The sequence below is a fragment of the Actibacterium sp. D185-2 genome (genome assembly GCF_054954595.1).
In genome coordinates, this window is the sequence record NZ_JBPWNX010000003.1 from 256,218 (window position 1) to 277,130 (window position 20,913).

The window sequence follows — 20,913 nt, forward strand, 5'->3', positions numbered from 1 at the left end:
ATCAAACGCTCCTTGTCGTGCGCTGTTCGATGCGTTTTTCGTGCGTGCCCTGAATGATCCGGTGCACATAGATGCCGGGCAGGTGGATGCTGTCGGGGTCCAGGCTGCCCACGGGCACGATTTCCTCGACCTCGGCCACGCAGATCTTGCCGCAGGTCGCCGCCGGCGGGTTGAAGTTGCGCGCGGTCTTGCGGAACACCAGGTTGCCGGTCTCGTCCGCCTTCCAGGCCTTGACGATCGACAGGTCGGCGACGATCCCGCGTTCCAGGATATAGGTCTGGCCGTCGAAATCCTTGTGCTCCTTGCCCTCGGCGATCACGGTGCCGACGCCGGTCTTGGTATAGAACCCGGGGATGCCGGCGCCGCCGGCGCGCATCCGTTCGGCCAGGGTGCCCTGGGGGTTGAATTCCAGCTCCAGCTCGCCCGACAGATACTGGCGCATGAATTCGGCGTTTTCACCCACGTAAGAGCTGATCATCTTTTTGATCTGCTTGGTTTGCAGCAGGATCCCGAGGCCGAAATCGTCGACGCCGCAGTTGTTCGAGGCGACCGTGATATCCTTGGTTCCGGCATCGCGCAGCGCCTCGATCAAAAGCTCGGGAATGCCACAAAGCCCAAAGCCGCCGGCCGCGATGAACATCCCGTCAAATACAAGACCTTCAAGAGCTTCCGAGGCCGAGCCGTAAATCTTAATGCTCATGCTGTTCCTCCAGACCACAATTGCGCGCCGTTGTGGCCCGCACCGGACGCAAAGTCAACGCAGGGCCGCGCTGCAGCATGCGGTCCGGGCACGGATTATTTGGCTTTCTTCCGCGTGCCCTTCTTGGCGCCTTTCTCGGCGATCAGTTGAACCGCCATTTCCATGGTCACATCATCGGGTTCTGTGCCCTTGGGCAGGGTCGCGTTGACCTTTGCCCATTTCACGTAAGGGCCATAGCGTCCGTCCATCACATTGACCGGGCCGCCTTGCTCGGGATGCTCGCCCAGCTCTTTCAGCGGCTTGGCCGTGGCCCGGCCGCGCCCTGTCTTGGCGGCCTTCTGGGCCAGCAGTTCGACCGCGCGGTTCATGCCGACGGTAAAAACCTCGTCCACCTCAGGCAGATTGGCATAGATGCGCCCATGCTTGACATAGGGGCCATAGCGCCCGATCCCGGCCTCGACCGGTTCGCTGTCTTCGGGATGGGGGCCGATCTCGCGCGGGAGGCTCAGAAGCAACAGCGCCTTTTCAAGGTCGATCTCTGCGGGTTCCCAGCCTTTGGGCAGGCTGGCGCGGGGCGGTTTGGGCGCCTCTTCGGTCGGCTCGCCGCGCTGCACATAAGGGCCGAAGCGGCCCATGCGCAGGGTGATTTCCTCTTCGCCGTCATGGCCCAGAACCTTGCCGTCCAACTCGGCGCTGCCGTCGTCGCCGTTGGGGGCCGACAGAGGCCGGGTAAAGCGGCATTCAGGATAGTTCGAGCAGCCGATGAACGCCCCGCCCGAACGCGCGGTTTTCAGGTTCAGCCGCCCGGCGCCGCATTTGGGGCAGAGCCGCGGGTCGGTGCCATCCTCGTTGGGCGGGAACAGATGCGGCGCCAGCACCTCGTCGATCTTGTCCAGAACCTCGGTAATGCGCAGATCGGCGGTTTCGGCGATCGCGGCCGAAAAATCGCGCCAGAACCGCGCCAGCACCTCGTGGTAATCGCGCTCTCCTGCGGAAATGTCATCCAGTTCGGATTCCAGATCGGCGGTGAAATCATAGCCCACATATTTGCGGAAATAATTGCTCAGAAACGCGGTGACCAACCGGCCCTTATCCTCTGGGATCAGGCGGTTGCCGTCCTTTTGAACATAGCCACGGTCCTGGATCGTGGTCACGATCGACGCATAGGTGGAGGGGCGCCCGATGCCCAGCTCTTCCATCCGCTTGACCAGCGTCGCCTCGGTATAGCGCGGCGGCGGCTGGGTGAAATGCTGCTCGGGTGTCACGCTTTGCTTGGCCGCGGGTTCGCCTTGCGCGATCTGCGGCAGGCGCTTGTCGTCATCGTCGACGACCACATCGTCGCGGCCTTCCTCGTAGACCTTCATGAACCCGTCGAACAGCACGACCTGACCGGTGGCGCGCAGCTCGACCTGGCCGTCGGCGCTGGCCACGTCGACCGTGGTGCGCTCCATCCGGGCGGCGGCCATCTGGCTGGCCAGCGTGCGTTTCCAGATCAGATCGTAAAGCTTGCGCTGGTCGGGCTCCGACACTTTCAGGCTGGCCGCGTCGCGGGTCATGTCGGTGGGGCGGATACATTCATGCGCTTCCTGCGCGTTCTTGGCCTTGTTCTTGTACATGCGCGGGCTTTTCGGCACGTAATCCTCGCCATAGCGATCCTTGATCGCGTCGCGCGCGGCCATCACCGCCTCGGGCGCCATGTCGATGCCGTCGGTCCGCATATAAGTGATGTGGCCGGCCTCATACAGCCGCTGCGCGGTGCTCATGGTCTGGCGCGCGCCGAAGCCGAACTTGCGGCTGGCCTCCTGCTGCAGGGTCGAGGTCATGAAAGGGGCGCTGGGGTTGCGGCTGGCCGGTTTCGCCTCGACCGATTTCACCGTCAGATCGCGGCTGTTGATCGCCTGCACCGCCAGCTCGGCTGCGGTTTCATTGGCCAGGTCGAATTTATCGAGCTTCTGACCGCCCAGAACCGTCAGCCGGGCCTCATAGGTCTGGCCGCGCGGGGTGGTCAGGATCGCCTTGACGGTCCAGTATTCGCGGGCGCGGAACGCCTCGATCTCCATCTCGCGCTCGACGATCAGGCGCAGGCAGACCGATTGCACCCGGCCTGCCGATTTCGCGCCGGGCAGCTTGCGCCACAGAACGGGCGACAGGTTGAAACCCACCAGATAATCCAGCGCGCGGCGCGCCAGATAGGCATGGACCAGCGGTTCGTCGACCTGGCGGGGGTTCTTCATCGCCTCGGTGACGGCGGATTTGGTGATCGCGTTGAACACCACGCGGCTGACGGCGGTGTCCTTCTTGATCGCCTTGCGCTTGCGCAGGGTTTCCTCAAGATGCCAGCTGATCGCCTCGCCCTCGCGGTCGGGGTCGGTGGCGAGGATCAGGACGTTGTCGTCTTTCAGCGCGTCGGCGATCGCCTTGACGTGTTTCTTGCTGTCGCTGGCCACTTCCCACTTCATCTCGAAATCATGCTCGGTGTCGACCGACCCATCCTTCGGGGGCAGGTCGCGGACATGGCCGTAAGACGCAAGGACCGTGTAGTCGGAGCCCAGATATTTGTTGATTGTCTTGGCTTTGGCTGGGGACTCAACAACGACAACTGGCATGGATTTCCTTTCGAGTCGGGCAGGGGGCCCTTGGCGGCGCAAGATGTGTTGCTTGACGCGGGATTGTCAATGCGTGGTCTCATGGCTTGACCGACGCCCCTATGGGGCGGAAAATCGCGGGAAATTGGCGAAGGGACGGGACATGTGGCGGCTGATCGGGATCGTGGCGATACTGTGGGGTGCCGCAGCGCAGGCCCAAAACTGGCACACGCCGGCGCGCGGCAGCGTCGAGCGGCGGGCGTTGATGGATGCGGCCCGGCCCCATGCGGAATGGATGTTGGGCGCGCCGGTTCAGTTTGTCGTGGATGACCTGCGGGTGGGGGACGGCGTGGCCTTTGCCGCGCTGTCGCCGCAGCGCCCTGGCGGTGTGCCCATCGACCCCGCGCGGACCCCGATGGTGCAGCGCGACGGCTGGGAGCCGGAGTTCATGGGCGGGGTCGCGATGCAGGTGCTTTATGTGAAATCCGGTTCCGTCTGGGTGGCGCTGCACTGGGCGGTCGGCGCCACGGATGTATGGTACGCCGCGCCCGAGCTTTGCGCGGTCTTCTGGTCGGTGATCCCCGAGGTCTGCGTCGGCTGACCGCACCCGCGCCGGAGCCGTCAGGATTTCAGCGACAGCAGCCCGCCCGCCTGCCGGGTGATCTGCCCGTCCAGTTCCAGGTTCAGCAGTTCGGGCGTGACGCGACCGGCGGGCAGGGCCAGATCGCGGATCAACTGATCCTCGGCCACGGGCGAGGGGCCGAGCCGCGACAGGATCCGCGCGTGCAGTGCGGGGATGTCGGCGGCGCGGCGGGCGCGTGGTGGCGGGCCGGCCGGAATGTCGGGGAACAGCGCAGGCTGCGTGGGCAGAGCGGCGGAGGGGGCGAGCGGGCCGAGCGCCTCAAGCACGTCGGGGGCGTTGCGCACCAGGGTGGCGCCGTCGCGGATCAGCATGTTGCAGCCCGCCGCGCGCGCATCGAACGGGTGGCCCGGCACCGCCAGCACGTCGCGGCCCTGATCCAGCGCGTTCCTTGCGGTGATCAGGCTGCCCGACCGCGCCGCGGCCTCGACCACGATCACCGCCCGCGCCAGACCTGAAATGATGCGGTTGCGCTGCGGAAAATGCCGCGCCTGCGGGTAAAGGCCTATGGGCTGTTCGCTCAGCAGCAGGCCGGTGTCGGCGATCTGTTCTGCCAGGGTGCTGTTGTCGGTGGGATAAATCACATCGACGCCGCCGGCCATCACCGCGATGGTACCACTGTCGAGCGCGGCCAGATGCGCCGCCGTATCGACCCCGCGCGCCAATCCCGACACGGTGACCATGCCTGCGACACCCAGCTCTTCGGCCAGTTTGCGCGCCATTCGCGTGCCCAGCGACGACGCGTTGCGCGCGCCCACCAGCGCCACCATCGGGCGTTGCAGCAGCGCCGTGTCGCCACGCGCCCACAGGAGCGGCGGCGCATCGGCCAGATCGGTCAGGGCCTGCGGATAATCGGGGCTGCCATGGGCGATCAGCCGGGCACCGGCGGCGCGGCCGGCGTCAAGTTCGCGCAAGGCGGCCTCGGCCGGGCTGGGGTCATAGCGCGCCACGCCGGCGCCGCGCGCGACATCGGGCAGGGCGGCCAGTGCGGCCTGGGCGCTGCCATGTTCGGCCATCAGCCGGAAAAAGGTGGTCGCGCCAACGCGGCGCGACCGAATGAGACGGAGCCACGCCACCAGGTCCTCTTCCTGGGTGGGTGGTGCGAGGGGGTGGGTGGAAGAATATGTGTCCACTGGCTGCATCGCTCCGCTCATTCGTGGGGCCAGTCTTGGAGCAAGAGGGTTAACGGCAGGTGAACGAAAAAGTGCGGTGATGAAAATTCTCGGCAGTTTCGCTGAAAACGAAACTCACCCGTTCTGAGGGTTCAGGGATTTCGTCATTTTCAGAAGTGAAATGTCGTAAGTCTCTGTGGCCGCGTCCAGCGTGGCGTCGGTCAAACCGGCCTCGTCCCAACCCCTTCGGGAGTAAAAGGCCCGCGCCCGAGTGTTTTCAGGAACGACAATCAGCCATGCGGTTTGATGGCCTGCCGCCGCGATTCGCTCTTCACCATCCCGCAGCAGAGCATTGGCGATGCCAGTGCCCTGGGCGCTTTGGGTGACATAGATCTGGTAAAGCTCGTCCGCGCGCACCGCGCAGAGCCCATCGGGTGCCCCGGGCGCGCCGATGACCCGCAGCGCGTCGGCGAGCGGCGGTACGCGGGCTTCGAAATCCGCGATTGTGCGCAGCTTTGTCAGATCGGCTGGTACGTGGGCAGCATGCGCCCGGTGCCAACCGTCATGCCACAACTGGGCAAGCGGGGCGAAATCGGCTTCGGTGACGGGGCGGGGCTGCGGGGTCACGCCGCCGAACCGCCGACCGTCAGCCCGCCGATCATCAGCGTGGGTTGACCGACGCCCACCGGCACCCATTGACCCGCCTTGCCGCAGTTGCCGATGCCCGGATCAAGCGCCATGTCGTTGCCGATGGCGCGGATCTGCTTCATCGCGGCGGGGCCGTCACCGATCAGCGTGGCGCCCTTGACCGGCGCGCCGATCTTGCCGTTCTGTACGCGGTAGGCCTCGGTGCAGCTGAACACGAACTTGCCGTTGGTGATATCGACCTGACCGCCGCCAAAGCCCACCGCATAAATCCCGTCCTTCACCCCGGCGACGATATCGCCCGGGTCGGCGTCGCCGCCCATCATGTAGGTGTTGGTCATCCGCGGCATCGGGATATGGGCATAGCTTTCGCGCCGCCCGTTGCCAGTGGGGGCCATCCCCATCAGCCGGGCATTCTGACGGTCCTGCATATAGCCGACCAACACGCCGTCCTCGATCAGCGTGGTGCGCGAACTGGGCGTGCCCTCGTCGTCGAAGGTGATCGAGCCGCGCCTGTCGGGGATCGAGCCGTCATCCAGCACGGTCACACCCTTGGCGGCCACCTGCTGACCCATCAGCCCGGCAAAGGCGGAACTGCCCTTGCGGTTGAAATCACCCTCCAGCCCGTGGCCCACGGCCTCGTGCAGCAGCACGCCGGGCCAGCCCGCGCCAAGCGCCACATCCATCATTCCCGCCGGGGCGGGGACGGCCGACAGGTTGACCAGCGCGATGCGCAACGCCTCGCGCGCGGTGGCCTGCCAGGCGGCGGGCGCGATCAGCCCGGTCAGGCCGGTGCGCCCGCCGCCGCCATGGCCGCCCGACTCGCGCCGGCCGTTTTCCTCGACGATGACCGACACGTTCAGCCGGGTCATCGGGCGGGTGTCATGCAGCAGCGCGCCGTCGGGGCGCAGGATGTACACCTCCTGCAATGACGCGGCCAGCGTGGCCGAGACCTGCACCACGCGGCTGTCCAGATCGCGGGCGAAGGCGTCGATTTCGCGCAATGTCTCGATCTTCACCGGAAAGGCCGCATCGTCCATCGGGTCGGCATCGCTGTAAAGCCGCCGGTTGGTGGGCTGCGGCCCCTCGGCCAGCACGCCGCCACCATCGCCCACCGCCAGCCGCGCGGTTTCGGCGGCGCGGGTCAGCGCGGCATCGCTGATTTCGGTGGAATGGGCATAGCCGGCGGTTTCGCCCTTCACCGCCCGCAGCCCGAACCCTTCGGAGGCGTCATAGCTGGCGGTCTTGATTCGGCCGTCGTCGAAGACCAGCGCTTCGGACCGGCGGCGTTCCAGGAACAATTCGCCATCCTCGGCCCCTGCGGTGGCTTGTCGCAGGGTGGCCAGGGCCCGGTCCCGGTCCAGATTGTCGGTAAACGGGTTGAATTGCGCGTGCTGCATAGATGCTTCCAGGATGTGTCTTTGACTTGGATCAATTCGCGGCCCTATGCCGCAACAGTATGGCTTGTTTCACCCGACCTAATATGGTTTTTGGGGCTGGGAACACAACGGCCTTCCATTTTTTGGCGGGACCGTTCTGCGGTCTGAGGAGGACCGCACTACGAACAGGGAATGAACATGCGGATTTCGAAATTGCTTTCCGGCCTGTGGGCCGCAGGTGCCATGACCATCGCCGCCACGGCGGCCCGGGCCCAGGACGGGATCGACGGGCTGAAGATCATCGGCAAGCCGACGCCGGGCGCCATGGGCTTTCAGCCGGCGGCGACCGAACTGGCGCGCGACCTGCAGGGTCTCGACAACATGCTGGTCTATATCATTTCCGCGATCACCCTTCTGGTTACCGTGCTGCTGCTGATCGTGATCGTGCGCTACAACAGCCGCATGAACCCCAAGCCGGCCACCTTCACCCACAACTCGCCGCTCGAAGTTGCGTGGACCGTGGTACCGATCGTGATCCTGGTCGTCATCGGCGCGTTTTCGCTGCCGGTGCTGTTCAAGCAGCTTGAGGTGCCCGAGGCCGACGTGACCGTGAAGATCACCGGCTATCAGTGGTACTGGGGCTATGAATATCCCGATCACGAATTCGCCTTCGACAGCTACATGATCGGCGCGGGTGACAATACCCTGACGCCCGAGGTCGAGGCCGAACTGATCGAGGCTGGCTATAGCAAGGACGAATTCCTGCTGGCGACCGACACCGCCATGGTCGTGCCCACGGGCAAGACCGTCGTGATCCAGGTGACCGGCGCCGATGTGATCCATTCCTGGGCGATGCCGGCCTTCGGCGTGAAACAGGATGCCGTGCCCGGCCGTCTGGCCGAGATGTGGTTCAAGGTGGATGAGGGCATGGAAGGCATCTATTTCGGGCAATGTTCCGAACTGTGCGGCCAGTCCCACGCCTATATGCCGATCACCGTGAAAGCCGTCAGCCAGGCTGATTACGAGAAATGGCTGGACGGTGCGATCGAGGAATATGCCGGCAAGCCGCGCGCGCTGACCGTCGCCTCGGCCGACTGATCGTCAGGGATACGGGCCGCGCGTTCCGCTGCGGCCCGACCCTGACCGGAGAAGAACATGACTGACGCTACCACTGTCTTCGAACAGCCCCAAGAGGCGCAATTCGGCGATTATATCGCGCTGTTGAAGCCGCGTGTGATGTCGCTGGTTGTCTTTACCGCGCTCGCCGGTCTGGTCGTAGCGCCGGTTCACGTACACCCGCTGATCGCCTTCGCGTCGATCCTGTTCATCGCCATCGGCGGCGGCGCGTCGGGCGCGCTGAACATGTGGTGGGATTCCGATATCGACCTGATCATGCGCCGCACCCAGAACCGCCCGGTACCCTCGGGCCGGGTCGGCCGGGATGAGGCACTGGCGCTGGGGCTGGCGCTGTCGGGCTTTGCCGTGCTGATGCTGGGGCTGGCGGCGAACTGGGCGGCGGCGGGGCTGCTGGCCTTCACCATCTTCTTTTACGCTGTCGTCTATACGATGTGGCTGAAACGCTCGACCCCGCAGAACATTGTGATCGGTGGCGCGGCGGGGGCGTTTCCGCCGATGATCGGCTGGGCCGTGGCGACCGGGGGCGTCAGCCTGGAATCGGTGCTGATGTTCGTGTTGATCTTCATGTGGACGCCGCCGCATTTCTGGGCCTTGGCGCTGTTCATGAAGGATGACTATTCCAAGGCCGGGGTGCCGATGCTGACCGTGACCCACGGCCGCCGCGCCACCCGCGCGCATATTCTGGTCTATACCTTGCTGCTGGCGCCGATGGCGCTGGCGATCGCTGCCACCTCGATCGGCGGGCCGGTCTATCTGGCGACCTCGCTGGTGCTGAACGCGCTGTTCATCCGCGGCGCCATTCTGATCTGGCGCCGGGACGAGGCGCAGGCCGAAGCCGACGACTACCGGACCGAAAAGAAGTTTTTCCGCTTTTCGTTGTCCTATCTGTTTTTGCATTTCGTGGCGCTGATGGCGCAGGCGGGGCTTGCGCCCTTCGGGCTGGGGGGCTGGTAATGGCTGGATTTCATCCGGATCACGAACTGCACAAGCGTCGCTTCGGCCGCAACATGGGCTTGCTGGCGGTGCTGTCGGCCTTTGTCGCGCTGGTCTTCGGCCTGACCATCGTCAAGGTCTCGGAAGGCGGCAAGATGGAAGCCTACGATCATGCCGTGCGCCCCTCGATCACCGTGCCGGAGGGCAGCGAATGAGGCTGGACGACAAGACCAAGACGGTTGTGCAACTGGTCAGTGTCGTGCTGGTAATGGGCGCGCTGGCCTGGGCCGCGGTGCCGATGTACAACCTGTTTTGCCGCGTTACCGGCTTTGGCGGGGTCACCGGGGTGGCCGAAACCGGGTCCGACATGATCTTGGACGAGACCATCACGATCCGGTTCGACGCCTCGAAAGAGCGCGACTTCCCGTGGGAATTCAAGCCGGTCCAGCGCGAAATGAAGCTGCGCATCGGCGAAACCGGGCTGGCCTTTTACGAGGCCTACAATCCGACCGATCGGGTGATCGCCGGATCGGCAAGCTATAACGTCACGCCCTATTCGGCGGGCGGTTATTTCACCAAGATCGACTGTTTCTGCTTTACCGAGCAGGTGTTGCAGCCGGGCGAACGGGTGATGATGCCGGTGACCTTTTACGTGGACCCCGAAATCATCGGTGACCGCGAAGCGAAATACGTGCATACCATCACTTTGAGCTATACGTTCCACGAGTCCGAATTGCCGGAGGACGCGGAACAGACACAGGCGGCGCTGGTCACGGGAACGACCGGCACCGTTCACCAATGACGATCGTCAGGACGAGGGAGCGTAAGACGAATGGCGCATGAAAAGAACCACGATTACCATATCATAAACCCGTCCATCTGGCCGCTTCTGGCCGCGGTGGGCGCGTTTGTCATGCTCTACGGCGCGGTCATGATGTTCCACGACCGGGGCCCCTGGATGTTCGCGATCGGCGCCGCGATGGTTGCCTATGTGATGTATGGCTGGTGGTCCGACACGGTGGCCGAAGGCCGCGCAGGCGATCACACCCCGGTGGTACGGCTGGGGCTGCGCTATGGCTTCATCCTGTTCATCATGTCCGAGGTGATGTTCTTCGTCGCCTGGTTCTGGAGCTTCTTCAAGCACGCGCTTTACCCGATGGGGCCGCAATCGCCCGCCGTCGACGGGGTCTGGCCGCCGGCGGGGATCGAGACATTCGATCCCTGGCATCTGCCGCTGATCAACACGCTGATCCTGCTGTGCTCGGGCGCGGCGGCGACCTGGGCGCACCACGCGCTGGTGCATGACAACAACCGCCGCGACATGCGCAACGGCCTGATCCTGGCGATCCTGCTGGGTGGCCTGTTCACCTTCTTCCAGGCCTACGAATATAGCCATGCGGCCTTTGGTTTTTCGGGCAATATCTATGGCGCGAACTTCTTCATGGCGACCGGGTTCCATGGCGCGCATGTGATCATCGGCACGATCTTCCTGTTCGTCTGTCTGGTGCGGCTGATGAAGGGTGATTTCACCCCCGAGCAGCATGTCGGCTTCGAGGCGGCGGCCTGGTACTGGCACTTCGTCGATGTGGTCTGGTTGTTCCTGTTCGCGTCGATCTATATCTGGGGCGGCTGAAAAACCTTCTTGCCTTCGGCGAGAGTATTTGAACCAAGAAGAAGGGCGCGGGGGAAGATTTCCCGCGCCTTTGTGCTGGGGGAAGTGTGATGACACGACGGATGATCTGGCCGCTGTTGTTCGGTCTGGCCGGGGCCGCGGTGCTGATTTGGCTGGGCGTGTGGCAATTGCAGCGGCTGGCGTGGAAAGAGGCGGTGCTGGCTGAGATTGACAACCGTATTTCCGCCGCCGCCGTGCCGCTGCCCGCCACGCCCGATCCGCAGGTCGACCGCTATCTGCCGGTGGCGGCGACGGGCGCTTTGATGCCGGGGCTGCGGGTGCTGGCCAGCGTCAAGCAGGTGGGCGCGGGGTACCGGGTGATCGACGTGCTGGACACCGATGGCCGCCGGGTTCTGGTCGATCGCGGCTTCCTGCCGCTGGAGGCCGATCCGGGCGCGGTGCCCGGCGGTGCGGTCACGGTGGTCGGCAACCTGCACTGGCCCGATGAGGTCGACAGTTTCACCCCGGCGCCGGATCTGGATAAAAACCTGTGGTTCGCCCGCGACGTGGCCGCGATGGCCGCGGCATTGCAGACCGAGCCGGTGCTGATCGTCGCGCGCCGGATCACCCCGCCCAGCCCCGCCATCCTGCCGATGCCGGTGGACAGTTCGGGCATCCCCAACGACCATCTGCAATACGCGATCACCTGGTTTTCGCTGACTGTGGTCTGGCTGGGGATGACAGCGTTGCTTCTGTGGCGTATCAGGCGGGGAACCGACTGAAGGCAGGGCAGATGCGTTACGTTTCCACCAGGGGGCAGGCCCCCGTTCTGAGCTTTGAACAGGCGATGCTGACCGGGCTAGCCCGCGACGGCGGGCTGTATGTGCCCGAAACCATCCCCACGATGCCGGCCGAAGAGATCGCCGCGCTGGCGGGGGTAAGCTATGAGGATGCGGCGTATCGCATCATGCGCCCGTTCATCGGTGACACCTTTACCGATGCGGAATTCCGCGCGATCATCGCCCGCGCCTATGCGGGCTTCGGCCATGCCGCCCGGGCGCCCCTGGTTCAACTGGGTGCCAATCATTTCCTGCTGGAGCTGTTCCACGGCCCGACGCTGGCCTTCAAGGATTTCGCGATGCAGCTGATCGGCCAGCTGTTTCAGGCGGCGCTGGAACGTTCGGGCGACCGGGTGACCATTGTCGGCGCGACCAGCGGCGACACCGGATCGGCGGCGATCGAGGCGTTCCGGGGCCTGGACAATGTCGATGTGTTCATCCTGTTCCCGCATGGCCGGGTGTCCGAGGTGCAGCGCCGCCAGATGACCACACCGGATGAGGCGAATGTGCATGCGCTGGCGGTGGATGGCGATTTCGACGATTGCCAGGCCGCCGTGAAGGACATGTTCAACGATTTCGATTTCCGCGACAGCGTCGGGCTTGCCGGGGTCAACAGCATCAACTGGGCGCGGGTTCTGGCGCAGGTGGTTTACTATTTCACCTCCGCCGTGTCGCTTGGCGCGCCGCACCGGCCGGTCAGCTTCACCGTGCCCACCGGCAATTTCGGTGACATTTTCGCGGGCTACATCGCCCGGCGGATGGGGCTGCCGATCGAGCAACTGGTGGTTGCCACCAACCAGAACGACATCTTGCATCGCGCGCTCAGCACCGGTGGCTATGTCACCCATGGGGTGACGCCCACGATCAGCCCGTCGATGGATATTCAGGTCAGTTCGAATTTTGAACGCGCGCTGTTCGACGTCTATGACCGGGACGGTGGCGCGGTGGCGCAGCTGATGGGCGAGCTGAAGGAAAAGGGTGGCTTCCAGATCAGTCAGGGCGCGTTGCAGCGCCTGCAGGATACCTTCGCCTCGGGCCGCGTGTCGGAGGAGGAGACCAGCGCCACGATCCGCGCCACATACGCCGCCACCGGCGAGGTTCTGTGCCCGCATTCCGCCGTTGGCGTGAAAGTGGCCGGGGAACACCTGTCGGGGGCCACGCCGATGATCACCCTGGCCACGGCGCATCCGGCGAAATTTCCCGACGCGGTCGAGGCTGCGACCGGGGTGCGCCCGCCTCTTCCCAATCGGATGGCGGACCTGTATGAGCGGTCAGAGCGTTTGTCCCGCGTCGCCAACGACTTGGCCGCGATCGAGACGCTGATTAAGGAAAGGCGCACCGCTTGAGCGTAGAACTGCACCGGCTGTCCAACGGGTTCCGCATCGTCACCGAGTCGATGCCGGGGCTGAAATCCGCGGCCCTTGGCATCTGGGTCACCGCCGGCGGTCGCCACGAGCGGCCCGAGCAAAACGGCATCGCCCATTTTCTGGAGCATATGGCCTTCAAGGGCACCAGGCGGCGCACATCGCTGCAGATCGCCGAAGAGATCGAGGATGTGGGCGGGTATATCAATGCCTATACCTCGCGCGAGGTGACCGCCTATTACGCCCGCGTTCTGGAGGCCGACGTGCCGCTGGCGCTGGACGTGATCGCCGATATCGTGCTGAACCCGGTGTTCGACCCAAGCGAGATCGAGGTCGAGCGCGGCGTGATCTTGCAGGAAATCGGCCAGGTGATGGATACACCCGACGATGTGGTGTTCGACTGGCTGCAGGAGGCCGCCTTTCCGGGGCAGGCGCTGGGCCGTACCATTCTGGGCCCGTCCGAGCGGGTCAGCAGCTTTTCACGCGACGATCTGTTCGGCTTTGTGCAGGAGCATTACGCGCCCGATCAGATGATCCTGTCGGCCGCCGGTGCGGTGGATCACGACGAGATCGTGCGCCTGGCCGAGGCCCTGTTCGGTCATCTGAAGCCCGCCGGGCACACCGATGCCAGCCCGGCCCGGTTCGCCGGCGGCGAGCGGCGCGAGGTGAAACCGCTGGAGCAGGTGCATTTCGCGCTGGCGTTCGAAAGCCCCGGCTATCGCGATCCCGGCGTCTATGCGGCGCAGATCTATGCCAGCGCGATGGGCGGCGGCATGTCGTCGCGCCTGTTTCAGGAAATCCGTGAAAAGCGCGGGTTGTGCTATTCGATCTTCGCCCAGTCGGGGGCCTATGCCGATACCGGCATGATCACCGTCTATGCTGGCACCTCGGAAGGTCAGATCGCCGAGCTGACCGATCTGACCATGGCCGAGCTGGGCCGCGCCGCCGATGACATGACCCCGGCCGAGGTCAGCCGCGCCCGCGCGCAGATGAAGGCGGGTTTGCTGATGGGGCTGGAAAGCCCGTCGTCGCGGGCCGAACGGCTGGCCCGGCTGGTGGCAATCTGGGACCGTGTGCCGGAACTGGAAGAAACCATCGCCCGGATCGACGCGGTGACCACCGGCGACGTCAAGGATTTCGGTGCCGGGCTGGTGGCCGGGGGCGGGCAGGCGGCGCTGGCGCTGTACGGTCCTGTCGCCAACGCGCCCGATCTGGCGGCGCTGCAAGGCAGGCTCGCCGCCTGATGCTGGCACGGCGGCGAAAGGTCAGGATCGAGACCGAGCGCATGACGCTGCGCCCGCCGCACCATACCGATTTCACCCCCTGGACCAGCCTGCGCCGCGCCAGCCGCGCGTTCCTGACCCCGTGGGAGCCGACCTGGGCCGACGATCACCTGTCGCGCAAGGCGTTCACCAACCGGGTCTATTGGGCGCAGCGGGCGCTGTCGGGCGGCACCGCGATGCCGCTGTTCCTGATCCGGCGCGAGGGTGAGGTGCTGCTGGGGGCGATCACGCTGGACAATATCCGCCGCGGCCCGGCACAATCCGGGACGCTGGGCTATTGGGTCGGTCAGCCCTATGCGCGGCAGGGCTATATGCGCGAGGCGATCGAGGCAGTGGTGCATCACGCCTTCATCCAGCTTGGCCTCAGCCGGATCGAGGCCGCCTGCCTGCCCGAAAACGCCGCCTCGCGCGGGGTGCTGGAAAAATCCGGGTTCAAATACGAAGGCGTGGCGCAAAGCTATCTGCAGATCAACGGGCGCTGGCGCAATCATGTGCTTTATTCCAATCTGCGCAGCGACCGGCGCGGGCGCACGGAAATCGGTTAGACGGGTCGCTGGACCGGCGCAGAATCGTGCTATCTTGCCGGGCAGGAGGTGCGATGATGTTCCGCTTTGCCCTGTTCTTCCTTGCCACGCTGACCACCGCCGCCCAGGCGCAGGATCGCCGCCCCAGCCATTGCATCGCGCTGGCCGAGGCCGCGCCGGGGCTGGAATATGTTCAGCTGGCCGCGTTCGGCGCGCCGCTGGCCGAGCATACGGTGCGGATCAACTATGTGGATCATTCCACCTTCGTGATCGAGACGCCCGGCGGGCTGACCGCGGCCACCGATTTCACCGGCTTTCTGGGGACCACCGCGCTGATCCCCGATGTGGTGACGATGAACAACGCGCATGACACCCATTTCACCGCCTTCCCCGATCCTGCCATTCCGCATGTGCTGCAAGGTTGGGCCAGGGGCGGCGTGGCTGCCGAGCATCATCTGGATCTGGGCGAAATGCTGGTGCGCAACGTGCCCACCGATACGCGCGGTTTCGGCGATGGCGGGGTGCGCGCCAACGGCAATTCGATTTTCGTGTTCGAGGTGGCGGGCCTGTGCATCGGTCATCTGGGTCATCTGCATCACGAACCCGACGCGGCGCAATATGCGGCGCTGGGGCGGCTGGATGTGGTCATGGCGCCGGTCGACGGGGGGCGCACGCTGGACCTGCCCGCGATGATCCGGGTGCTGACGCGGCTGCGCGCGTCGGTGGTGCTGCCGATGCACTGGTTTTCCAACCATACGCTGGAACGGTTCCTGGCCGATATCGGCGGCGAGTTCGCGGTCGAGCGCCCCGGCGTACCCTTCTACGAGATCTCGTTGCGCGGCCTGCCGCGCCGCCCCACCGTGGTGGTGCTGGAACCCGCCTATCTGACCGATCCCGAATGACGGTTTGGGTGGCCCTGTTGCGCGGGGTGAATGTCGGCGGTGCGCATAAACTGCCGATGCCTGAATTGCGCGCGCTGCTGACGGCGCAGGGCTTTGGCGATGTGGCCAGCTATATCCAGTCGGGCAATCTGGTCTTCACCGCGGGCGACACCACCGCCGGGGCGTTGGCGGCGCGGATCGGGGCGGTCGTCGAGGCCGGTTTCGGTTTTCGCCCCCAGGTTGTGGTGTTGCACGCCGCCGCGCTGGAGCACGCGCTGACGAACGCGCCCTTCCCCGAGGCCGACCCGGCCCGGCTCCATCTGCTTTTCCTTGACCCGCCCATGCCGCTGGATCTGTCCCCCTTTACCGCCGTGGCGGCCCCGGGTAAGCGCCTGGAGCAACATGGCGGGGTGCTTTACCTGCAGACGCCGAACGGGTTCGGCCGGTCGAAACTGGCACAGCGGCTGTTGTCGCAGCCCGCCAAGGGGGTCACGACCACAGCGCGCAATCTGCGCTCATGCCGTCAGATCGCGGAACTGGCCCGCGCCGTGGGCTGAGGGGCTTGCGCGCCCGCGCCGCGCGGGGCAGGGAAGAGGGATGATGACACTGAACCCCGCAAACGACGCCTTCGCGGCCAGCCTGCGCGCCAGTCTGCCCGAGGCCGCGTTCCGCCCGCTGACCGACACCTATCTGGAGGAACCCCGCGGCCGCTATCGCGGGCAGGGCGGGCTGCTGGTGGCACCCGGCAGCACCGCAGAGGTCGCCACAGTGGTGCGCGCCTGCGCGCGGGCGCGGGTGGGAATCGTGCCCTATGGCGGCGGCACCGGGCTGGTGGGGGGGCAGGTGATGCCCGAAGGCCCGGCGCCGGTGATCGTGTCGCTGGAACGGATGCGCGGTCTGCGCGGTGTCTTCGCCGCTGAAAACGTGCTGGTGGCCGAGGCCGGCGTCCTTCTGGCCGAGGTGCAGGCGGCGGCCGAAGGCGTGGACCGGCTGTTTCCGCTATCACTGGCGTCCGAAGGGTCGGCGCGGATCGGCGGGTGCCTGTCCACCAATGCGGGCGGGGTGAATGTGCTGCGATACGGCAATGCGCGCGATCTGTGCCTGGGGCTGGAGGCGGTGCTGCCCGACGGCTCGGTGTTCAACGGGCTGACCCGGCTGCGCAAGGACAATACCGGCTATGACCTGCGGCACCTGCTGATCGGGGCCGAGGGGTCGCTTGGCATCATCACCGCCGCCGCGCTGAAGCTGTATCCGCGCCCGGCGGCCGAGGGTGCCGCGCTGATGGTGGTCGACAGCCCCGCCGCCGCGCTGGAGCTGCTGGCGCTGGCGGGGCGGCGCATCGGTGGCGGCGTATCGGCGTTCGAACTGATCGGGCGCATGGGGCTGGAATTTCTGGCAGAGACGATGCCCGATGTGCGCCAGCCCTTCGCCGACAAGCCGGACTGGATGGTGCTGATCGATCTTGGCCTGGACGGGGGCCAGGATCCGGCCACCGCGCTGGAAGGGTTGTTCGCCGAGGCGGCCGAGGCCGGGCTGGTCCGTGACGGGGTGATCGCCCAGTCGCAAGCGCAGCGCGCCCAGTTCTGGCAACTGCGCGAAACCATCCCGCTGGCCAACCGGCGTATCGGTGCGGTGTCGTCGCATGACATCGCGCTGCCGCTGGGTCTGATCCCCGCGTTCATCGCGCGCGGCGGCCCCGCGCTGGCGAAGATCGGCGATTTCCGGGTCAACTGTTTCGGCCATCTGGGCGACGGAAATCTGCATTACAACGCCTTTCCGGCACCCGGAAAGACACGCGCCGATTACGAGCCCCTGCGCGGCGCGGTGAAAACCTGCGTGCATGATCTGGTGCATGAAATGGGCGGCTCGGTCAGCGCCGAGCACGGGATCGGGCGGCTGAAGGTCGAGGATCTGGAACGCTACGCCGACCCGGCCAAGCTGACGGCGATCCGGGCGATCAAGGGCGCGCTGGATCCGCTGGGGATCATGAATCCCGGCGTGATCGTGCGGCAGGGATAAAGGCCTGGGTACGCGGAAAAATCTTCACGAAGATTTTTCAAGCCGAAGAATTTTCGTGAAAATTCTTCCTTACGCCCCCTCGAACGCGCAAAGCGCGTGCACGTCCATGCCCATCTCTTCCAGCCGCCTGCGCCCGCCCAATTCGGGCAGGTCGACCACGAAGGCGCAGCCGACGATTTCACCGCCCAGCCGTTCGATCAGCCTGATCCCGGCCTCGGCGGTGCCGCCGGTGGCCAGCAAGTCATCGACCAGCAGCACCCGCTCGCCCGGCTGAATCGCGTCGTCGTGGATTTCCACGATCGCCTCGCCATATTCCAAGGTGTAATCTTGGCTGATCACGGTGCCGGGCAGTTTGCCCTTCTTGCGGATCGGCACGAAACCCAGCGTCAATTGATGCGCGATGGCGCCGCCAAGGATAAAGCCGCGCGCCTCCAGCCCCACGACCTTGTCGATGGGCTGACCGGCATAAGGGTGCAGCATCTGGTCGATCGCCATGCGAAACCCGCGCGGATCGGCAAACAGGGTGGTCACGTCGCGAAACATGATCCCCTCATGCGGGAAATCGACGATGGTGCGGATATAGTCCTTGACGGTTTTCATCGGGGTCATCGGTTCAGCACCCGGCCCGCCACCACATCCAGCTTTGCCAGCAAGTCCGGGTCGCGCTTTTCGGGGGCGGTCATGATCGCGTGTTCCAGCGCCCGGTCGCAGCGGTCGGCGCAGGGCGCGGGCGCGCCCAGCAGGGCGGGCAGGCGCGACACCAGCGCGCGGGCCTTGTCGGCATTGCCGTGCAGGGTGGCGATGATGTCGGTGATCTGGACCGCGCCGTGATCGGGGTGCCAACTGTCGTAGTCGGTGATCATGGCGACGCTTGCATAGCACAGCTCGGCCTCGCGGGCGAGCTTGGCCTCGGGCATGTTGGTCATGCCGATTACGTCGCAGTGCCAGACCTCGCGGTACAACCTCGATTCCGCAAGGCTGGAAAACTGCGCCCCTTCCATCGCCAGATAGGTGCCGCCGTCATGCATGGTGATGCCCGCGTCGCGCCCGGCGTTCAGGCAGGCCGCCGACAGACGCGGGCAGGTCGGATGAGCGACCGACACATGCGCCACACAGCCGGTGCCGAAGAACGACTTCTCGCGTGCGAAGGTGCGGTCGATGAACTGATCGACCACCACGAAATCGCCCGGCGCCATGTCTTCACGGAACGACCCGCAGGCCGAGACCGACACCACATCTGTGACGCCGATCCGTTTCAGCGCATCGATATTGGCGCGGTAGGGCACGGTCGAGGGCGCATGGACATGGCCGCGCCCGTGACGCGGCAGAAATGCCATCGCGACCCCGTTCAGCGTGCCGGTCAGCACCGCGTCCGACGGATCGCCCCACGGCGTTTCCACCGCCTGCCAGCGCGCGTTTTCCAGCCCGTCGATCTCATACACGCCCGAGCCGCCGATTACCCCGATCATCCGTGTCATTCAGACTCACCCCGTTTTATGCTGTCGAATCCGTTTTACGGCGGCGGCGCGGCGGGGGAAACCGCCCTGACGCGGTTATGTGCATAGGGCATACCGGTTATTCGTTCACGCAAAGGTTTCCACCGCGGGCCGCTTCCGGTATGCACCGACGCGAACACCCGATCCCGAATTGCAGGACAGACCCTTTGGCCCGATCCCTTCTTGCCGCCTTTGCGGAGCGTTATTCGCCCGCCAATCTTTCGATGTCGCCCCGCGGCCTGACGCCGGCACGGGTGAAGACCGAAATCCTGGCCGGCCTGACCGTGGCGCTGGCGCTGGTTCCCGAGGCGGTGGCCTTTGCCTTCGTCGCGGGGGTGCATCCGCTGGTCGGGCTTTATGCCGCCTTCATCGTCGGGCTGATCACCGCGCTGATCGGCGGGCGGCCGGGCATGATTTCGGGCGCAACCGGCGCGCTGGCGGTGGTGATGGTCAGCCTGGTGGCCGAACATGGGGTGGAATATCTGTTCGCTACCGTGGTGCTGATGGGGATCCTGCAGATCCTCGCGGGGATCTTCCGGCTGGGCAAGTTCATCCGGCTGGTGCCGCATCCGGTGATGCTGGGCTTCGTGAACGGGCTGGCGATCGTGATTTTCCTGGCGCAGCTGACGCAGTTCAAGGTGGACGGCGCATGGATGACCGGCTGGCCGCTGGTGACGATGCTGGCGCTGGTGGCCGCGACCATGGCGATCATCTGGGTGATGCCAAGGCTGACCCGGGCGATCCCCGCGCCGCTGGCCGGGATCGGCATTGTCGCCGGTCTGGTCATCGCGTTCGGGATCGACGTGCCGCGGGTCGGCGATCTGGCCTCGATCGAGGGCGGGTTGCCGGTGTTCCACCTGCCGGGCGTGCCGCTGAACCTGGACACGCTGCAGATCATCTTTCCCTATGCGCTGATCCTGGCCGCAATCGGGCTGATCGAAAGTCTGCTGACCCTGAACCTGGTGGGCGAAATCACCGGCGAGCGTGGCGGCGCCAGTCAGGAATGCGTGGCCCAGGGCACGGCCAACGTGGTCACCGGCTTTTTCGGCGGCATGGGCGGCTGCGCGATGATCGGCCAGTCTATGATCAATGTGAAATCGGGCGGGCGGATGCGGCTGTCGGGGATTTCCGCGGCGCTGTTCCTGCTGGTCTTCATCGTGGTCGCCAGCCCGCTGATCGAGCAGATCCCGCTGGCCGCCCTTGTGGGCGTGATGTTCATGGTGGTGATCGGCACCTTCGCCTGGCAATCCTTCAAGATCATGCGCAAGGTGCCCAAGGCCGATGCGCTGGTGATCGTGCTGGTGACGGTCACGACCGTGGCCTATGATCTGGCGATTGCGGTTGTGGTCGGGGTCATCGTCTCGGCGCTGGAATATGCCTGGGCCAATGCCAGCCGGATCCACGCCAAGACCTATGAGACGCCCGAAGGGGCCAAGGTCTATCAGATTCAGGGGCCGCTGTTTTTCGGATCGGCCGCAGGGTTTTCAGAGCTGTTCAGCCCCGAAACCGACCCGTCGCGCGTGGTGATCGACTTTGCCGACAGCCGGGTGGCGGATCAGTCGGCGCTGACCGCGATTGAAACGGTGGCCGCGAAATACGAGACCGCCGGCAAGACGATCCAGCTGCGCCATCTGTCGCGCGACTGTCACCAGTTGCTGACGAAGGCGGGCCAGTTGATGGTCGATTCCGATGACGACCCCGATTATCAGGTCGCGACCAACTATTCGGTGCGCACCGGGGTCCTGGGCGGCGGGCACTGAGCAG

The 20,913-nt window shown here is 65.4% G+C and carries 21 protein-coding genes; 14 read left to right on the forward strand and 7 right to left on the reverse strand.

Features of this window, described 5'->3' with window-relative positions; genetic code table 11:
• Position 1: 1 nt before the first annotated feature.
• Both ACSR1C_RS07895 and topA read right to left on the reverse strand, forming a co-directional pair.
• Positions 2-700 carry a CoA transferase subunit A gene (locus ACSR1C_RS07895; protein WP_460258719.1) on the reverse strand — a complete coding sequence of 233 codons (699 nt, stop codon included), beginning with the start codon at positions 698-700 and terminating at the stop codon, positions 2-4.
• A gap of 95 nt (positions 701-795) precedes the next feature.
• Positions 796-3,306, reverse strand: a complete 2,511-nt coding sequence (gene topA, locus ACSR1C_RS07900; protein WP_460258718.1) for a type I DNA topoisomerase — start codon at positions 3,304-3,306, stop codon at positions 796-798.
• Positions 3,307-3,448: 142 nt separating this feature from the next.
• On the opposite strand from topA, the gene ACSR1C_RS07905 reads away from it, so the two are divergent.
• Positions 3,449-3,886: a hypothetical protein gene (locus ACSR1C_RS07905; RefSeq protein WP_460258717.1), complete on the forward strand. Its 438-nt coding sequence runs from the start codon at positions 3,449-3,451 to the stop codon at positions 3,884-3,886.
• A 20-nt stretch (positions 3,887-3,906) separates the two neighbouring features.
• Here ACSR1C_RS07905 and dprA read toward each other — a convergent pair whose 3' ends face one another.
• The 3 genes from dprA to tldD all read right to left on the reverse strand — a co-directional run bounded on the left by dprA (position 3,907) and on the right by tldD (position 7,082).
• Positions 3,907-5,067: a DNA-processing protein DprA gene (gene dprA / locus ACSR1C_RS07910; RefSeq protein ID WP_460258716.1), complete on the reverse strand. Its 1,161-nt coding sequence runs from the start codon at positions 5,065-5,067 to the stop codon at positions 3,907-3,909.
• Between the two features lie 105 nt (positions 5,068-5,172).
• Positions 5,173-5,664: a GNAT family N-acetyltransferase gene (locus ACSR1C_RS07915; protein ID WP_460258715.1), complete on the reverse strand. Its 492-nt coding sequence runs from the start codon at positions 5,662-5,664 to the stop codon at positions 5,173-5,175.
• Complete coding sequence (tldD, locus tag ACSR1C_RS07920; protein ID WP_460258714.1) at positions 5,661-7,082, reverse strand: metalloprotease TldD; 1,422 nt, start codon at positions 7,080-7,082, stop codon at positions 5,661-5,663. The genes ACSR1C_RS07915 and tldD overlap by 4 nt, the downstream gene beginning before the upstream one ends.
• Before the next feature lie 177 nt (positions 7,083-7,259).
• Between tldD and coxB the strand changes: the two genes are divergently transcribed.
• The 12 genes from coxB (at position 7,260) to ACSR1C_RS07980 (ending at position 17,653) form a co-directional block, all read left to right on the forward strand.
• Positions 7,260-8,159: a cytochrome c oxidase subunit II gene (gene coxB, locus ACSR1C_RS07925; RefSeq protein WP_460258713.1), complete on the forward strand. Its 900-nt coding sequence runs from the start codon at positions 7,260-7,262 to the stop codon at positions 8,157-8,159.
• Between the two features lie 57 nt (positions 8,160-8,216).
• Positions 8,217-9,152 carry a heme o synthase gene (cyoE, locus tag ACSR1C_RS07930; RefSeq protein ID WP_460258712.1) on the forward strand — a complete coding sequence of 312 codons (936 nt, stop codon included), beginning with the start codon at positions 8,217-8,219 and terminating at the stop codon, positions 9,150-9,152.
• Positions 9,152-9,346 carry a hypothetical protein gene (locus ACSR1C_RS07935; RefSeq protein ID WP_460258711.1) on the forward strand — a complete coding sequence of 65 codons (195 nt, stop codon included), beginning with the start codon at positions 9,152-9,154 and terminating at the stop codon, positions 9,344-9,346. Before cyoE ends, ACSR1C_RS07935 begins: the two co-directional genes overlap by 1 nt.
• Complete coding sequence (locus ACSR1C_RS07940) at positions 9,343-9,933, forward strand: cytochrome c oxidase assembly protein (protein WP_460258710.1); 591 nt, start codon at positions 9,343-9,345, stop codon at positions 9,931-9,933. The genes ACSR1C_RS07935 and ACSR1C_RS07940 overlap by 4 nt, the downstream gene beginning before the upstream one ends.
• Before the next feature lie 30 nt (positions 9,934-9,963).
• Positions 9,964-10,764 (forward strand): cytochrome c oxidase subunit 3, encoded by an 801-nt coding sequence (locus ACSR1C_RS07945; RefSeq protein ID WP_460258709.1) that lies wholly within the window; start codon positions 9,964-9,966, stop codon positions 10,762-10,764.
• 89 nt (positions 10,765-10,853) lie between these two features.
• Positions 10,854-11,525, forward strand: coding sequence for an SURF1 family protein (locus tag ACSR1C_RS07950; RefSeq protein ID WP_460258708.1), 672 nt, complete (start codon positions 10,854-10,856; stop codon positions 11,523-11,525).
• A gap of 11 nt (positions 11,526-11,536) precedes the next feature.
• Complete coding sequence (thrC, locus tag ACSR1C_RS07955) at positions 11,537-12,928, forward strand: threonine synthase (RefSeq protein ID WP_460258707.1); 1,392 nt, start codon at positions 11,537-11,539, stop codon at positions 12,926-12,928.
• Positions 12,925-14,190 carry a M16 family metallopeptidase gene (locus ACSR1C_RS07960; protein ID WP_460258706.1) on the forward strand — a complete coding sequence of 422 codons (1,266 nt, stop codon included), beginning with the start codon at positions 12,925-12,927 and terminating at the stop codon, positions 14,188-14,190. The genes thrC and ACSR1C_RS07960 overlap by 4 nt, the downstream gene beginning before the upstream one ends.
• Positions 14,190-14,774 carry a GNAT family N-acetyltransferase gene (locus tag ACSR1C_RS07965; RefSeq protein ID WP_460258705.1) on the forward strand — a complete coding sequence of 195 codons (585 nt, stop codon included), beginning with the start codon at positions 14,190-14,192 and terminating at the stop codon, positions 14,772-14,774. Before ACSR1C_RS07960 ends, ACSR1C_RS07965 begins: the two co-directional genes overlap by 1 nt.
• A 56-nt stretch (positions 14,775-14,830) precedes the next feature.
• Complete coding sequence (locus ACSR1C_RS07970; protein WP_460258704.1) at positions 14,831-15,655, forward strand: MBL fold metallo-hydrolase; 825 nt, start codon at positions 14,831-14,833, stop codon at positions 15,653-15,655.
• Positions 15,652-16,191 carry a DUF1697 domain-containing protein gene (locus ACSR1C_RS07975; protein ID WP_460258703.1) on the forward strand — a complete coding sequence of 180 codons (540 nt, stop codon included), beginning with the start codon at positions 15,652-15,654 and terminating at the stop codon, positions 16,189-16,191. Before ACSR1C_RS07970 ends, ACSR1C_RS07975 begins: the two co-directional genes overlap by 4 nt.
• 43 nt (positions 16,192-16,234) lie before the next feature.
• Positions 16,235-17,653: an FAD-binding oxidoreductase gene (locus ACSR1C_RS07980; protein WP_460258943.1), complete on the forward strand. Its 1,419-nt coding sequence runs from the start codon at positions 16,235-16,237 to the stop codon at positions 17,651-17,653.
• A 69-nt stretch (positions 17,654-17,722) separates the two neighbouring features.
• Here the strand turns inward: ACSR1C_RS07980 and ACSR1C_RS07985 are convergent, their stop codons facing one another.
• Together ACSR1C_RS07985 and ACSR1C_RS07990 are read right to left on the reverse strand one after the other, a co-directional pair.
• Positions 17,723-18,262, reverse strand: a complete 540-nt coding sequence (locus ACSR1C_RS07985) for an adenine phosphoribosyltransferase (protein ID WP_460258702.1) — start codon at positions 18,260-18,262, stop codon at positions 17,723-17,725.
• Positions 18,259-19,131, reverse strand: coding sequence for an S-methyl-5'-thioadenosine phosphorylase (locus ACSR1C_RS07990; protein WP_460258701.1), 873 nt, complete (start codon positions 19,129-19,131; stop codon positions 18,259-18,261). The genes ACSR1C_RS07985 and ACSR1C_RS07990 overlap by 4 nt, the downstream gene beginning before the upstream one ends.
• Positions 19,132-19,373: 242 nt before the next feature.
• On the opposite strand from ACSR1C_RS07990, the gene ACSR1C_RS07995 reads away from it, so the two are divergent.
• Positions 19,374-20,909, forward strand: a complete 1,536-nt coding sequence (locus ACSR1C_RS07995) for a SulP family inorganic anion transporter (RefSeq protein ID WP_460258942.1) — start codon at positions 19,374-19,376, stop codon at positions 20,907-20,909.
• Positions 20,910-20,913 lie beyond the last annotated feature (4 nt).